At 58.4% G+C, this 13,825-nt stretch carries 10 protein-coding genes; 7 read left to right on the top strand and 3 right to left on the bottom strand.

The features are described from left to right. Positions 1–127: 127 nt before the first annotated feature. Entirely contained in the window at positions 128–1,261 is a 1,134-nt protein-coding gene (locus HF327_RS02275) for a DUF72 domain-containing protein (RefSeq protein WP_169106718.1), read from the bottom strand. Between the two features lie 179 nt (positions 1,262–1,440). Between HF327_RS02275 and HF327_RS02270 the strand changes: the two genes are divergently transcribed. From HF327_RS02270 to HF327_RS02240, 7 genes are all read left to right on the top strand, one after another. Further along, positions 1,441–3,837 carry a Tex family protein gene (locus HF327_RS02270; RefSeq protein WP_169106717.1) on the top strand — a complete coding sequence of 799 codons (2,397 nt, stop codon included), beginning with the start codon at positions 1,441–1,443 and terminating at the stop codon, positions 3,835–3,837. A 59-nt stretch (positions 3,838–3,896) separates the two neighbouring features. Further along, positions 3,897–5,141: an alpha/beta hydrolase family protein gene (locus HF327_RS02265; RefSeq protein ID WP_236024017.1), complete on the top strand. Its 1,245-nt coding sequence runs from the start codon at positions 3,897–3,899 to the stop codon at positions 5,139–5,141. A gap of 64 nt (positions 5,142–5,205) precedes the next feature. Next, the gene (locus HF327_RS02260) at positions 5,206–6,048 is read left to right on the top strand and encodes an HDOD domain-containing protein (protein ID WP_236024016.1); all 843 of its coding nucleotides are present in this window, start codon (positions 5,206–5,208) and stop codon (positions 6,046–6,048) included. Between the two features lie 232 nt (positions 6,049–6,280). Beyond that, positions 6,281–6,985, top strand: coding sequence for a response regulator (locus HF327_RS02255; protein WP_236024032.1), 705 nt, complete (start codon positions 6,281–6,283; stop codon positions 6,983–6,985). A 263-nt stretch (positions 6,986–7,248) separates the two neighbouring features. Beyond that, a complete protein-coding gene (locus HF327_RS02250) occupies positions 7,249–7,845 on the top strand; it encodes a sensor histidine kinase (protein WP_236024015.1) in 597 nt (198 codons plus the stop codon). Between the two features lie 133 nt (positions 7,846–7,978). Next, positions 7,979–8,986 (top strand): phospholipase, encoded by a 1,008-nt coding sequence (locus tag HF327_RS02245; protein WP_169106966.1) that lies wholly within the window; start codon positions 7,979–7,981, stop codon positions 8,984–8,986. 335 nt (positions 8,987–9,321) lie between these two features. Then, positions 9,322–11,724: an AI-2E family transporter gene (locus tag HF327_RS02240; protein WP_169106714.1), complete on the top strand. Its 2,403-nt coding sequence runs from the start codon at positions 9,322–9,324 to the stop codon at positions 11,722–11,724. An 81-nt stretch (positions 11,725–11,805) separates the two neighbouring features. Here the strand turns inward: HF327_RS02240 and HF327_RS02235 are convergent, their stop codons facing one another. Then, on the bottom strand, positions 11,806–12,942 hold the full coding sequence (locus HF327_RS02235; RefSeq protein ID WP_169106713.1) for an iron-containing alcohol dehydrogenase: 1,137 nt from the start codon (positions 12,940–12,942) through the stop codon (positions 11,806–11,808). 170 nt (positions 12,943–13,112) lie between these two features. After that, entirely contained in the window at positions 13,113–13,823 is a 711-nt protein-coding gene (locus tag HF327_RS02230) for a response regulator (protein WP_169106712.1), read from the bottom strand. Between the last annotated feature and the right edge of the window lie 2 nt (positions 13,824–13,825).

Below are 13,825 nucleotides of genomic sequence, written 5' to 3'. Positions count from 1 at the left end.
GGGAGTACAAAGCCCGGCAAGTGTTGAACTTGGAGGGCTTTGTTTTTGATAGCTACAAGCGCTTGATAGATAAGCGCTCAAGCCTTTTTAGATGATGATTCTGGGGCGTCTGGCTTGCTGCCGCTGATCAGCTCTTGTTCGGTTTTTGGGCGTGAGATTTTTGTGTGAGATGGGTCACGGCCTGTGCCAGCAGCGCAATAGACAGGGGAGCGCAGCCTTCCGCATCGTTGCTGATGGTCACGAACGCTGGCTGGCCTGCGCCAGTGATGCCGGCAATCGTGCGGGCCAGCAGCTCGCGCGTGTGCAGGTCTTCACTGCGAATCTCGCTAAAGGGTTCATGCTTTTTCTGGGCGTCGGCATAGCCATAGGCACCAAAGATGCGGTTCAGGTTCCAGCGGCAGACGAGAGGGCCGGGCCACAGGGCGCGCAGCATGGGGAGCTGCGCTTCAATGGGCGGCATCTTGCCGTGCAAGCCCAGGCAGTAGGTGGCTCCCTGCGTTTTGAGGGTTTGGGTAAGGGATGGGCTGAGCAGCTCGGGGTCGCGCACCTCCACGGCCACAATCACTTGCGGATGCTTCAGTAGCGCTTGCCGCACCGCCGCCAGTAGCAGTCCCAGCCTGTCCAGCACCCGGCTGGGCTGGCTGAGCAAGCCCCAGGGCAGGGGGCTGAGCTGAAACACCAGCACGCCCAGTTTGTCGCCCAGCCCCTCGAGGGTGGGCTCCACAAAATGTTCGACGGCCAGACGGGGGTCCAGAAAGGCCGGGTTGGACTCGCGCGGCTTGCCTTCTTCGGTACGCACCTGGGCGTCGGTAATGCCTGCCGGACATTTGACGACAAAGCGAAAGTCGGCATCGACCTGCGCCGCAAAGGCGGCGTACTGACTGGCCGTCAGCGGTCGCCAGAAGGTGCGATCCACGCAGACAGTGCGCAGCAGCGGGTGCTGGTGATAGGCGCCGAGCCCTTTTTTGGCCAGCACGCTGTTGGCATAGGCACCGTCCCAGACCAGTCCCTCCCAGCCCGGATACGACCAAGTGGATACGCCCATGCGCAGCTGAGGCGGCAACTGTGCAGCCAGTAGCGTGTGCTGCGCAGCGTTGGGTGTCAGCGCCACATCGCTGCGCTTGGCCTGGCGTTGGGTGCTTGCCGCTGCGTCGGCAGGTTCAGTGGATGACTCTGCCGCTTTGGCCCGCGACTGAGCTGCGCCTGCGCTGGGCGGCGGTAAGTCGTCGGCAAAAAAATCATCCTGAAACGGATTTGGCATGGCAGAGGTAATTTTAATGAAATTGGCACGTAGCGCTTATCCCTAAAGCGCTAGCAGCTATGAAAAGCATAGTTTTTACGCTTTGCTTGCAATTGCCTCGGGCATTGAGTCTGGCGAGCCGTTTTGCCTATGGCAAACTCTTTCGTTTCCTCTGTCAGACGCCGTGGGGCGAGTATCGAATGCAAAAAATCATTGGTCAGATTGCTCAAGAACTGAACGTCAAGCCGCAGCAGGTGAGCGCAGCGGTGGAGTTGCTCGATGGTGGTGCCACGGTGCCGTTTGTTGCCCGCTACCGCAAGGAAGCGACAGGTGGCCTGGACGATACGCAGCTGCGTACGCTGGATGAGCGCCTGAGCTATCTGCGCGAGCTCGATGATCGCCGCGAAACGGTGCTCAAGGCGATTGATGAGCAGGGCAAGCTGACCGATGCGCTGCGTCTGGCCATTGCCACCGCACCCACCAAGCAGGAGCTGGAAGACATTTATCTGCCTTTCAAGCAAAAGCGTCGCACCAAGGGCCAGATTGCCAAAGAGTTTGGCATCGAGCCACTGGGCGACCTGCTGTTTGCTGACCCCACGCTCGATCCGCACAAAGAAGCGGAAGCTTTCTGCAAGCCCGCCACGGTGCTGGACGATGGCAAGCCCGGCCCTGACTTTTCCAACACCTTTGCCGTGCTGGATGGCGTGCGCGACATCTTGTCCGAGCGCTGGGCAGAAGATCCGGCCTTGGTGCAAAAACTGCGTGAATGGCTGTGGGAAGAAGGGCTGCTTAAGTCGAAAAAAGTGGAATCTAAGAACGAGAACGACCCGGAAGTCGCCAAGTTCCGCGATTATTTTGAGTATGACGAGCCGATTGGCCGCGTGCCATCGCACCGCGCACTGGCCGTGTTCCGTGGCCGTGCTCTGGAGATCCTCGAAGCCAAGCTGATTCAGCCTATCGAGCCCGAGCCGGGCCAGCCTAGCCTGGCCGAAGGCAAGATTGCCCTGCACCTGGGCTGGAGCCACGCCAAGCGTGCGTCTGATGACCTGCTGCGCAAATGCGTGGCCTGGACATGGCGCGTGAAGCTGAGCCTTTCGACCGAACGTGACCTGTTCAGCCGCCTGCGCGAAGACGCCGAGAAGGTGGCCATCAAGGTATTTGGTGACAATCTGCGCGATTTGCTGCTGGCCGCCCCTGCAGGCCCGCGCACCGTGATTGGTCTGGACCCGGGCATTCGCACCGGCGTGAAGGTGGCCGTGGTAGACCACACTGGCAAGTTGCTGGAAACATCGACCATTTACCCGCACGAGCCGCGCCGCGACTGGGACGGATCGCTGGCCACGCTGGCCAAGCTGGTGGAAAAGCATGGTGTGAATCTGATTGCCATTGGCAACGGTACCGCCAGCCGCGAAACGGACAAGCTGGCCGCCGATCTGATCAAGATTGCCGAAAAAGCCGATAAAAAGATCGAAAAAGTGGTGGTGAGCGAGGCCGGTGCCTCGGTCTATTCCGCCAGTGAATTCGCTTCGCTGGAGATGCCCGATGTGGATGTGAGCCTGCGCGGTGCGGCATCGATTGCCCGCCGCTTGCAAGACCCGCTGGCCGAGCTGGTCAAGATCGACCCCAAGAGCATTGGCGTGGGCCAGTACCAGCACGATGTGAATCAGAGTGAGCTGGCCCGCCAGCTGGATGCCGTGGTGGAAGACTGCGTGAACTCGGTGGGCGTGGACCTGAACACCGCATCGGCCCCGCTGCTGAGTCGTGTGTCGGGCCTATCTGGCTCGGTCGCCAAGTCGGTGGTGCGCTGGCGCGATGCCAATGGCTCGTTCAAGAGCCGCAAGCAGCTGATGGAAGTGTCGGGCCTGGGTGCGAAGACCTTCGAGCAGGCGGCAGGCTTTTTGCGCATTCGCGGCGGAGAGAACCCCCTCGATATGACCGGTGTTCACCCCGAGACCTATCCGGTGGTGGAGCAGATCATTGTATCCACTGGCAAGGCCGTGGACCAGATCATGGGCCGTGCAGAGGTTCTCAAAAACCTGAAGCCCGAGCAGTTTGCCAGCGAGAAATTTGGAGCCATCACCATCAAGGACATTCTGGGCGAGCTGGAGAAGCCCGGCCGTGACCCGCGTCCCGACTTTGTCGTTGCCCGCTTCAATGAGGGCGTGGAAGATATCAGGGACCTCAAGGAAGGCATGACGCTGGAAGGCACGGTGAGCAATGTGGCCCAGTTCGGTGCCTTTGTGGACCTGGGCGTGCACCAGGATGGTTTGGTGCATGTGAGCCAGATGAGCCACAAGTTCATCGAAGACGCACGCGAGGTCGTCAAGACCGGTCAGATCGTCAAGGTGAAGGTGCTGGAAGTGGATGTAGAGCGCAAGCGCATCAGCCTGACGATGAAGCTGGATGCGGCACCCGCCCGCCGCGACGGTCCGCGCGACAATCGCTTTGAAGGTGCTGGCCGTGGCAATAGCTACGGCGGTGATGGCGGCAGTCGGGGAGGGCGCGATGCTTATACCCAGCCGCAGCGTGGTAATCAGCCAACACAGCAAAACGCCATGGCTTCAGCCTTTGCCAAGTTGCAGGGACTGAAGAAATAATCTCCAACCGGGCCGCCAGCTCATGGAAATGACAGGCGGCCTTTTTGTGGGAGATCGGGATGCGAAAAGTCAGGGGCAGAATCTTGCCCGTCATCGGTGTGGTTCTGCTGGTCGTCTTTATCGGCGTCAAGATGACATCACGTGGCTGGGTGTCGCTGGACAAAGTCAAGCAAAAGGCGCAGGCCGGCCAAATTGCACCCTTGGTCTGGCCGCCTGCACTGGCTCCGCAAAGTGACAGTCTCTGCCACACCATCAAGCTCAATCTTGCTCAGGTCGACAAAGCCATGGAAGAGGGCATTCCGGTTGACCAGCAGCGGCGCTGCATCACCCGCACCGCAATGGATGAGTATGAAACGGCAAAAGTGCGCCATGCAGCGCAAAGAACGCTGCGTGCTGCGCATGATGCAGAGCAAGCGCAGATTGAAAAAACAGTTGAGCAGCAGATTTCAGCAGGCACCATCACCTTGCAGAATTTGATGCAGGCGCGCGCGGGCAAGACCACGATGATCTCTACCGCCTTGCTCCCCGCTGCGCATATGCCCATCAAGGCCATGCCTAAGCCTCCGGCGCAGATGTTTTTGCCCATGAGCTATCAGAGTGGCAATCTTTCCCTTAAAGCGTTTGTGACCCCCAACCCGGGCGATGGAAAAAAATTGCCGCTGATGGTGTGGCTGACGGGCGGTGATAGCAATAGTCTGGATGATTTCTGGACGGAGGGTGCCGCAGCCAACGATCAAAGTGCCAGTGCCTTTCGCAAGGCGGGTATGGCCATGCTGTTCCCCACGCTGCGCGGTGGCAATGACAACCCGGGTCAGCGTGAATACTTCTGGGGCGAGGTGCAGGATGTAGCCGCCGCCATCCTGGAGGCAACACAACTGCCTTATGTGGACCCCACGCGTATCTATCTGGGTGGGCACAGCACCGGGGCGACGCTGGCGCTGCTGACGGCCACGGCGGGTTTGCCGGTGCAGGGCGTCTTTGCTTTTGGTCCGGTGGATGAGATCAGTGGTTATGACTGGCCTGTGAAGTGGTCGCTGGTCTCTGCTGATGAGAAGCGCATGCGCTCCCCCATGTACTGGACGCACGCCATAAAGAGCCCGACCTGGATCATTGAAGGCAGCAGGCGTCCAAGCAATATCACTAGTCTGGATAATCTGTGCGCAGCTCGGAAATCGGAGCAGGTGCATTGCGTTTCGGTTCAGGGTGCGGATCACTTTTCCGTGCTACAACCCATCACACGCAAGATTGCAAGCCAGCTGGTAATGGGTCAGCCAGTGCAGCTGCAAAGAGATGAAAAGCTGTGACTGTTAAAGCCTGTCTGTATCCTGTCCGACAGGCCTTGTCGCCCCATTGCAGATGACCCAAGCCATGATCCGCGCCAAACCACTGAATTTGTCAACGCTGCTGGAGCAGCATGCGCTGCTGCCCAGCCAGCCACGTGCGGTTGCACTGCTGTCGAGTGAGCTGCGCCAGCTAGAGCCGGGCATGCGCAGCCTGGTGCAACTGTTTTCAACAGACCCGGTATTGACGGCACGCATGCTGGCTGTGGCCAATGGACCTGTGCACCAGCTGGCCCAGCGTGTGCATAGCATTCCTGAGGCCTTGGTGGTGCTGGCCCCCGTTCAACTGCGCCAGCTGGTGCAAAAATCCGCCCCCACAGGGGCAACTCATACCCAGGGGGGCTGGAGCCTGGCAGGCTTCTGGCGCTACAGCCTTGATACCGCGCGCATTGCGCGTGCGCTGGCGATGTCGGTGCAGGCCAATGCCTCGGCAGCTTATACGCTGGGATTGCTGCATGGTTTGGGGCAGCTGCTTTTGCGCACGGCTGATCCAGAGACCTTTGTGCGACTGGCTGAGCTGCTGGAGCCGATGCACCCCAAGCGCCCGGAGGTAGAGACGCAGCTGATGGGATATTGCACAGGGCAGATTACCGCCCATCTGGCCCGGCAGTGGAACTTTCCATTGCTCATGAGCGATGCCTTTCAGTATATGAATACTCCGCTGGAGCAGCCGACCTTTGAGCCCTTGACCGGCGTGCTGCATTTGGCTATCTGGCGTGCGTCAACTCGGGCTTTGAACTGGAGCGAGCGTCAGCTGGCCGTGTCCTTTCCTGCGGAAGCGGGCCTTGCGTTGGGCATGGATATCGACATGGTGCTGCGCCAAGCATCTATCAACTGGTATGCGGCTAATTCGCTGGATGTGCAGTTTTAGATTTTTATTCGGCTGCGTAAGATAATTTTGTTACATAAATTGCATTTCTTCTTGCGCAGAAATTGCGGATTTATTGTCAAAAATTATTCAATGATGCATTGTCGAGTTTCTGTCTAGGTGGTGCTGGACAGCTCAATTCAGTGCAACATCAAACCAAGGCAGTCAGGAGGGAAAGATGGACTCGAAAGATGCAATCTTTACTAGCGACACGCAGATTGTGCGTTCTCCTCCGATGGAGCTTGGAAGTCCTTCCATGTGGCCTGACCACATGGTGGGCCAGCCCGAAAAGCCGGTTCGGGTGTTGCTGATTGATGATGATGCTCATCTGCGTATGGTGATTGCGCAGGAAATCATGAATGATCGCCGCACCATGGTGGTGGGGCAGGCCGGTAATCTCAAGGATGCGAGAAAAGCCATTCGCCAAAACGACTTCGATGTCATGTTGCTCGATCTGAATCTGGGCGACGGCGATGGACTTGAGTTGATTGACGTGATGAAAAGCCAGCACCCGCATGCAGAAGCCATTGTGGTGTCGGTGATGGAAACCGAAGAGCAGGTGTTGCGGGCTTTTGAACTGGGCGCAACAGGCTACTTGGTCAAAAATTCATGGTTTGGCAATTACCCTCAGGCTGTGCTGCAGGTTGCCAATGGCGGAGCTTCCATTACGCCGAGTTTGGCCAGACGACTGCTTCAGCGCTACGACAAAAAGCCAGCTTCAGATCCGCAGGTCAGCCTTAGCACGACAGACCGACTTTCCAGCCGTGAGAGTGAGGTGCTACGGATGGTGGCTGGCGGCTATACCAGTGTTGAAATTGGTGTACAGCTGCAAATCAGCACTATGACGGTCAACACGCATATCAAGAATATTTATCGCAAGCTGCAAGTGCGCTCGCGTGCGCAGGCCGTGCGCTTTGCATCGTTGCGAGGCTGGTTTTAGTTCACCAAGGTCGCCAGAGGAAGTCTTGAATGATTTACGTTTGGCAGTCACTTCTTTGGGGCATTCAACTGCTGTTGTGGCTGCTTTGCTTTGCTCAGGACTCAGCGGCTTTGCATTCTCTCCAAGGGGGGTACCCTGCGCTCGGTGCGCTGATCAGTGCCGGGACTCTTGTCTGGCTGCTGCCTAAAGCCTATCGCAGCTTGCTGTGGCGCAGGCGCAAAAGTGTCCGTCCTTCACGGGAAGTTCAACTGGAGCGGCGGCGCATGGCTGCTGCCTTGCATGATGGCGTGGGCAGCCAGCTGGTACACCTGATAAGTCTGTCTGAGCAGCACCCTGACCCGGCAATGCGCCTGGCGCTGGAGCAGTGCTTGCTGGACTTGCGCTTGATTGTTGATTCAATGGATGCTCAGAATGAATCCTTAGCCGTACTTCTGGCGAGATTCCGGCACCGCCTGCAACCAGTTCTTGAACGCCAAGGTATGAGCCTGCACTGGGATATCTGGGATCCCGAGGCTCTGGGTGCGGCGGGCTGCTTGCCACGCGGCAGCATGGCCAGAGAAATCATGGCTGTGCTGCAGGAAGCCATCAGCAACGTGCTGCAACATGCACAAGCGCATGAGGTATGGATTAGCTTGGCGGCGACGGCTCAAACCGATACCTCAAGTGCTTTTGTGCATGCGCGTCTTAGCATTGAAGATGACGGCCAAGGTTTGGCACAGACGGATGGGCAAGAGGCGAACACAGAGACCTCCACTGGCATGGGTTTGCGCAATATGCGCCGCCGAGCGCAGGCCATGGGCGGCAAGTTCGAAATTCAGCCGCGCATGGGTGGCGGGACCCAAATTACCATCACGTGGTGACTGCTCTGGGCGTAGTGGTTGCAAGTCGTTCGTCAAGCACAATGGTTGAATGACGTCACCACCAAGAGCATTACGCATCTATGCCGGCCGCAAAGCCCGGCAACTTGTAGAGCAGCAAGGCTTGCAGCCTGAAATGGTCAAAGTCATACCAGCTGCGGCGGGTGGGCCCAAGGGGCTGATTCTCGGACCTCTGGATCGTTTTATTTTTGGACACTGGCTGACGCAAAGTCACCATCAAGTCGATCTGGTTGGCGCATCCATAGGTGCCTGGCGCATGGCGACGGCTTGTTTGAATGATTCTGTTCACGCTTTTGAGCGGCTCGAGCGTGACTATATTGCTCAGCGCTTTGACCCTCCCGAAGGGGAAAAGCGCCCGCCAGCGAGCCTGGTCAGCGAGCGTTTTTCACAAAGCCTGCAAGAGTTCTTCGGTGGCCGTGTCGCAGAAGTCTTGAACCACCCGCGCTATCGTTTGCATGTCATTGCATCCCGGGGGCAAGGACTGCTGTCGCGCGCCACACCTTGGCGTACCCCGCTGGGATATGCAGGGGCCTTTCTCAGCAATGCTTTCAGTCGACAGGCTCTGGGTTCATGGCTGGAGCGTGTGGTGTTTTCAACGTCTCAGGGGGATCGCCTGCACAGCTTGCCATTTGGCGTGAATGACCTGCGCTCTGCACAGGCGGGTCTGACGAGCACCAATTTCATGGATGCTGTACGCGCCAGTTGCTCCATCCCCTTTGTGCTGGATGCTGTGCATGACATTGCGGGCGCTCCCAGGGGCGCTTACTGGGCGGACTATCACATGCATCTGGACTATCTGGCATCGCAGACAGGGCAGGGGGTGGTGCTGTACCCGCATTTTCAGAAAGCCGTGGTGCCCGGCTGGCTGGATAAAAACTGGAAGCGCCGCCACCAGCCCAGTGCGTATCTGGATTCCATGATCGTGCTGGCTCCTGATCCTGCATGGGTGGCCCGTTTGCCCAATGGGAAGCTGCCCGACAGACATGATTTTTTGAGCTATGGCCGTGATCACGGGGCCCGGGCCAATGCATGGAATGCCTCGGTTACGGCCAGTCAGCAACTGGCTGATGAGTTTGCTCAATGGCTGGCTACTGCAGATATGGGGCGGGTAGAGCCGCTCTAGCGTTTGCCCTGTCTGTTTGATTTGGAAATTGCGGTGAATCCTGACAAACAATGTTGATCGGCTCGCGTGCAATGCCTGAGTCTGGGCTTTCCTCACATTAATAACAACAAACAAGGCCGTTTATGTCTGACCTTCCCACAGAATCCTCGAAGCCTGCCAATGCATCTGCTTCGGTTGCTGTCAATTTTGGGGCTGTTGCGCCAAATGAACCCCATGCGGGAGCGCCTGTAGAACTTGAAACTGCAGCGCCGCTGGTGCAGAAGCACCGCGAAGAGCGAGCGGGACGTGGCGATTCAACTCCCTGGGAGGGGGCCGACAGACGTGCTCGGTCGACTATGCTGCCCGGCGTTATGCAGCTGGCTGATCTGATTCCCGCCCTGCGCCTGCTGATTGGGCTACTGATTGCCTCTATCGTGATCCTGGCGCTGTTTTTCGGCAGGGACATGCTGATTCCGCTGGCGCTGGCGATGCTGTTGGGCTTTTTGCTGGATCCCGCAGTATCGCGGCTCAAACGTTGGGGGCTGCCGCGCATGGCTTCGGCCATTGTGGTTGTGGCTTTTGCACTGGCGGCGCTGGGTGGCCTGGGTATGTATCTGGGGAGTCAGGTGCAACAACTTAGCGCCGATCTGCCTACTTATCAGTCTACGATTCGCGAAAAACTGCGTGGGTTGCGCAAGAGCGTCAACATGCCCAGCGCGTGGGATGGTGTTTTCAAAACCTACAACACGCTTGAAAAGGAAATATCCAGCGCTGATGGAGCCACTGCGCGGGTGCAGAAGGTCGAGGTCCAAAGCCCTGAGTCCAAGCCCACCACCCGGATGCTGCAGTGGCTGGTACGTATTGTGGAGCCCGTGACAACTGCAGGCATTGTGCTGCTGTTTGTGATTTTGATTTTGCTGGACAGAGATGATTTGCGTGACAGGCTACTGCGGCTGATGGGCGGTAATCTCCATGTAGCGACAGATGCGCTGGATGAGGCGTCAGAACGTATTGGCAAATATCTGCGCATGCAGTTCATCGTCAATGTCAGCTATGGCATTCCGCTGGCGGCGGGCCTGTGGTTTATCGGCGTGCCGGGGGCGATTCTCTGGGGGGTGCTGGGCGCCATCATGCGTTTTGTGCCCTATGTGGGGGCGATGATGTCGGCCGTTTTTCCGCTGGTGCTGGCCTTTGCGGTGGATCCTAGCTGGAATATGTTCTTGCTGACGCTGGGTTTGATTTTGCTGTTGGAGCTGATCAGCAACAACGTGATCGAACCGTGGCTGTATGGTGCCAGTACCGGCTTGTCCACCCTGTCCATCATTGTTGCGGCGACCTTTTGGACGGCACTGTGGGGACCTATCGGTCTGATTCTTTCGACGCCGCTGACGGTGTGTTTGCTGGTGCTGGGTCGCTATATTCCATCGCTTAAATTCATGGAGGTTCTACTGGGTAGCGAGCCTGTGTTGGGCCCGCAGCAGCGGCTTTATCAGCGTTTGCTGGCTGATGATGCGGATGACGCCATCAGCATGGCCGTGGAGTCTGTGGAAGAGCGCATGCCATCCAAACCCACATCGGAAGACCGTGCCAATGCCATCAGTGGTTTTTACGATGAGGTTGCCATTCCTGCCCTGCGTATTGCTACTCAGCAGCACCTGGAGTCGGCCACTGCTGAGCATCGGCTGCGTCTGTCTAACGGTATGGGTGCCTTGCTTGAAGAGTTGCGTGATCACTATGCTCCTCATGTCGGCGGTAAGCGCCGCGGTGCACCGTTGCCTGAAAGCAATCAACGGCGCCGCTTGCGTATCCATTGCGCTGGCGCACGCTGGGAGGTCGATGCCTTGGGTGCGGCCATGGTGGCGCACACCGAGAGCTTGCATGGCCATGAGGTGAGCTGCTCTGAATGGGCCTTGACCACCGATTCTCTGGCGTTGCTACCAGATGCGAATGGACAACTGGGAGATGGAGAATGGGCCAAGGCCATGCAGATCTCGGACTTGCTGGTGCTCTCCATCTTTAACAACCAGCCCCAAAGCGTGGCGCGGCGCATGGTGCGTCGTATTCGCCGGCACTGGCCACGGGCACGTGTGGTTTTGTGCCTGTGGAATGCACCTACCGTGGCTGCAGACCCTAATTTTGCCGCGCAGTGCGGTGCGCAGGCCTGCGTGACCAGTCTGCATGAGTTGCATCTATGGGTAGAAGCCATGCAGGTCGATGACTCGGGTGAGAGCGTCATTGCCGCGCCGATCCCTGAAGGTGATGCGCTGCGCGTCAAAGCGCTGCATGCCAGTGGTGTGCTGAGCCCGTCGCTGACCCTGCTTTATCACGAGACGGCCAAGCAGGCTATCAACGCCTTCAACGTCAAATGGGCGCAAGTCTCATGGGTGGATGCAGACAGGGTCTATACGCCGGGCAGTTTGCTGCCATCGCCTGAAGAAGGTGTGGCGCTGCACAGTCTTCCGCGCGAAAGCACGGTTTCATCCTATGTGGTGTATGAAGAAGAAGCCATTGTGGTGGGGGACTTGGCGCGAGACCCACGCTTTGCGGCTGACCCGACGGTACAAAGTCTGAAGCTGCGTTTTTATGCAGGCGTGCCCTTGACCGATAAGAAAGGCCATGTGCTGGGCTGCTTTGCCATTCTGGACGATGAGCCCCGCAACTTGTCTGACGATGAACTGGCAGTGCTCAGCAGCATGGCCCAGCAGTTGATGGAGCAAGTGCGCGAGGTGCTGAAGCAAGGGCCCGCAGCCGAGGCTTGAATTTGAGGAGCATGCAACACAGCCCTCCGCATATTGGTGCGGAGGGCTGTGTTGTTTTGGCAGGCTGAATTCGGTGTCGTATCAGAGCGATGTGCTCAGCATCTGCTCGTAGTCCTGAACGGTGGCCAGGCGTGGGTTTGTGGCATGGCAATGATCCTTGAGGGCGCCGCTGATGATGGCTTCAAATTGCGCGCTTCCCACACCCATGGCAGCAAGGCCGGTGGGCAGGCCTAGCCGGGCATTCATCTCGCGAATCGCATTAGGGATGTCACTGCCGCTGCTCAGGTTCATGGCATGGGCAATGCGGTTCAAACGATTTTCGCGCTGCACGCTTTCGGCGTCAGCATTGAATCGCACAACGGCCGCTAAAAACATGGCGTTGAGCGTGCCGTGGTGCAGGCGCGGGTTCACGCCTCCCAGACTGTGGCTCAGACTGTGTACGCAGCCCAGTCCTTTCTGGAAGGCCATGGCACCTTGCATGCTGGCACTCATCAGCTGACGGCGGGCTTCCGCATCTTGCCCATCGCGGGTGGCGCGTTCGATATGTGCCCAGCCACGTGCCAAACCATCGAGCGCAATGCCATCCGCAGGTGGATTGAAGGCAGCCGCCATAAAGGTTTCCATGCAATGGGCAATCGCATCCATGCCCGTGGCGGCTGTCAGCATGGGGGGTAGGCCAAAGGTCAGCTCAGGGTCGCAGATAGCGGTTTTGGGCACCAGATGCCAGCTGTGAAAGCCCAGCTTGCGGTGGTCATCCACGATCAAAATGGCACCGCGTGCCACCTCACTGCCCGTGCCACTGGTTGTGGGTACGGCAATCAACGGTGCCACTTGTTCGGTGATTCGTGGCGAGCCGCCTTCTATCGTGGCGTAGTGCGAAAGCGGCCCCTCATGTGTGGCGGCAATGGCGACGCCCTTGGCGCAATCAATGGCGCTGCCTCCACCCACGGCAATCAGCCCGTCGCAGACCTGGGTTTTGTAGATTCCAGCCGCAGCGCGCACGGCCGCCTCTGTAGGGTTGGAAGGGGTCTGGTCAAACACCGCGTGGGGCAAGCCGCCCAGCGCATCCACCGCTTTTTGCAAAATGCCTGCGGCTTTGACACCAGGGTCGGTCACGATCAACGGTTTGGTAATGCCCACGCGCTCGCACTCAGCGCGCAGCAGCTGGATAGCGCCAAAGTCAAACTGGATCTGGGTGACGTAGTTGATAAAAGCCATGACTTGCTTATGCTGTCGAAACGGAGATCAGAACAATCTATGAGTCCTCAGGCTCAGGGCCAAGAACGCAAACCCTGAGGACCTTCTCTGAATCGTCGCGCCGGGGACATGCGCTGTTCTGAGTCATGACAGCGGGAAAGCAAAAACACGTTTTTACCAGCCTGTCGAGCTCAGCGATGCATCGAATCAAGGATCAGGCGATAGCCCACTTGCAACTCGGTCATCAGGTGCGCGGGCTGTGCCGCATCGGTTTCCACTTTTTGCCGTAGATTGGCCATGTGTACCCGCAGGTAGTGGGGGCGATCCAGATACTCTGGCCCCCAGACCTGCAGCAGCAACTGGCGATGGGTCAGCACGCGGCCTTGCCCGGCGATTAGGGCAGTGAGCAGGCGAAATTCAATGGGGGTCAGGTGTATGGGCGCACCTGCCTTGCGCACTTCATGCGTGGCGAGGTTGACGTGCACATTGCCAAACTGCACCTCGCTGCTGGGTTGCTGGGAGGGTGCCTGCTGGCGGCGGCGCAGCATGACGCGCAGGCGGGCCAGTAGCTCAGGCACGCCAAAGGGTTTGCTCAGGTAGTCATCGGCACCCACATCCAGCGCGGCCACTTTTTCGTCCTCATGATCGCGTGCCGAAAGCACCAGAATCGGCAACTGACTCCAGCTGCGCAACTCACTGATGACGGTCTTGCCATCGGCGTCGGGCAGGCCCAGATCGAGCACCACGGCATCGGGCTGGCGGCTGGCCGCTTCAATCAGGCCGCGTTTGGCGGTCTCGGCTTCAAAGACTTGCCAGCCTTCGTCTTCCAGCGCCAGCCGCACAAAGCGGCGGATGCTGGCATCGTCTTCAATCAACAAAATGCGGGGGCTGGCGGAGTTCATGC

The sequence above is a fragment of the Comamonas suwonensis genome, from assembly GCF_012844455.2.
GTDB classification, from domain to species: Bacteria; Pseudomonadota; Gammaproteobacteria; order Burkholderiales; family Burkholderiaceae_C; genus Comamonas; species Comamonas suwonensis.
The sequence above is the reverse complement of the archived record's forward strand: the minus strand, read 5'-3'. Positions and strand labels throughout refer to the sequence as shown.

Bases quoted from the DNA above. Each gene is read 5' to 3' on its own strand.
- HF327_RS02275 (WP_169106718.1), bottom strand. From the start codon at position 1,261: ATGCCAAATCCGTTTCAGGATGATTTTTTTGCCGACGACTTACCGCCG.
- HF327_RS02270 (WP_169106717.1), top strand. From the start codon at position 1,441: ATGCAAAAAATCATTGGTCAGATTGCTCAAGAACTGAACGTCAAGCCG.
- HF327_RS02265 (WP_236024017.1), top strand. From the start codon at position 3,897: ATGCGAAAAGTCAGGGGCAGAATCTTGCCCGTCATCGGTGTGGTTCTG.
- HF327_RS02260 (WP_236024016.1), top strand. From the start codon at position 5,206: ATGATCCGCGCCAAACCACTGAATTTGTCAACGCTGCTGGAGCAGCAT.
- HF327_RS02255 (WP_236024032.1), top strand. From the start codon at position 6,281: ATGGAGCTTGGAAGTCCTTCCATGTGGCCTGACCACATGGTGGGCCAG.
- HF327_RS02250 (WP_236024015.1), top strand. From the start codon at position 7,249: ATGGCTGCTGCCTTGCATGATGGCGTGGGCAGCCAGCTGGTACACCTG.
- HF327_RS02245 (WP_169106966.1), top strand. From the start codon at position 7,979: ATGGTCAAAGTCATACCAGCTGCGGCGGGTGGGCCCAAGGGGCTGATT.
- HF327_RS02240 (WP_169106714.1), top strand. From the start codon at position 9,322: ATGCTGCCCGGCGTTATGCAGCTGGCTGATCTGATTCCCGCCCTGCGC.
- HF327_RS02235 (WP_169106713.1), bottom strand. From the start codon at position 12,942: ATGGCTTTTATCAACTACGTCACCCAGATCCAGTTTGACTTTGGCGCT.
- HF327_RS02230 (WP_169106712.1), bottom strand. From the start codon at position 13,823: ATGAACTCCGCCAGCCCCCGCATTTTGTTGATTGAAGACGATGCCAGC.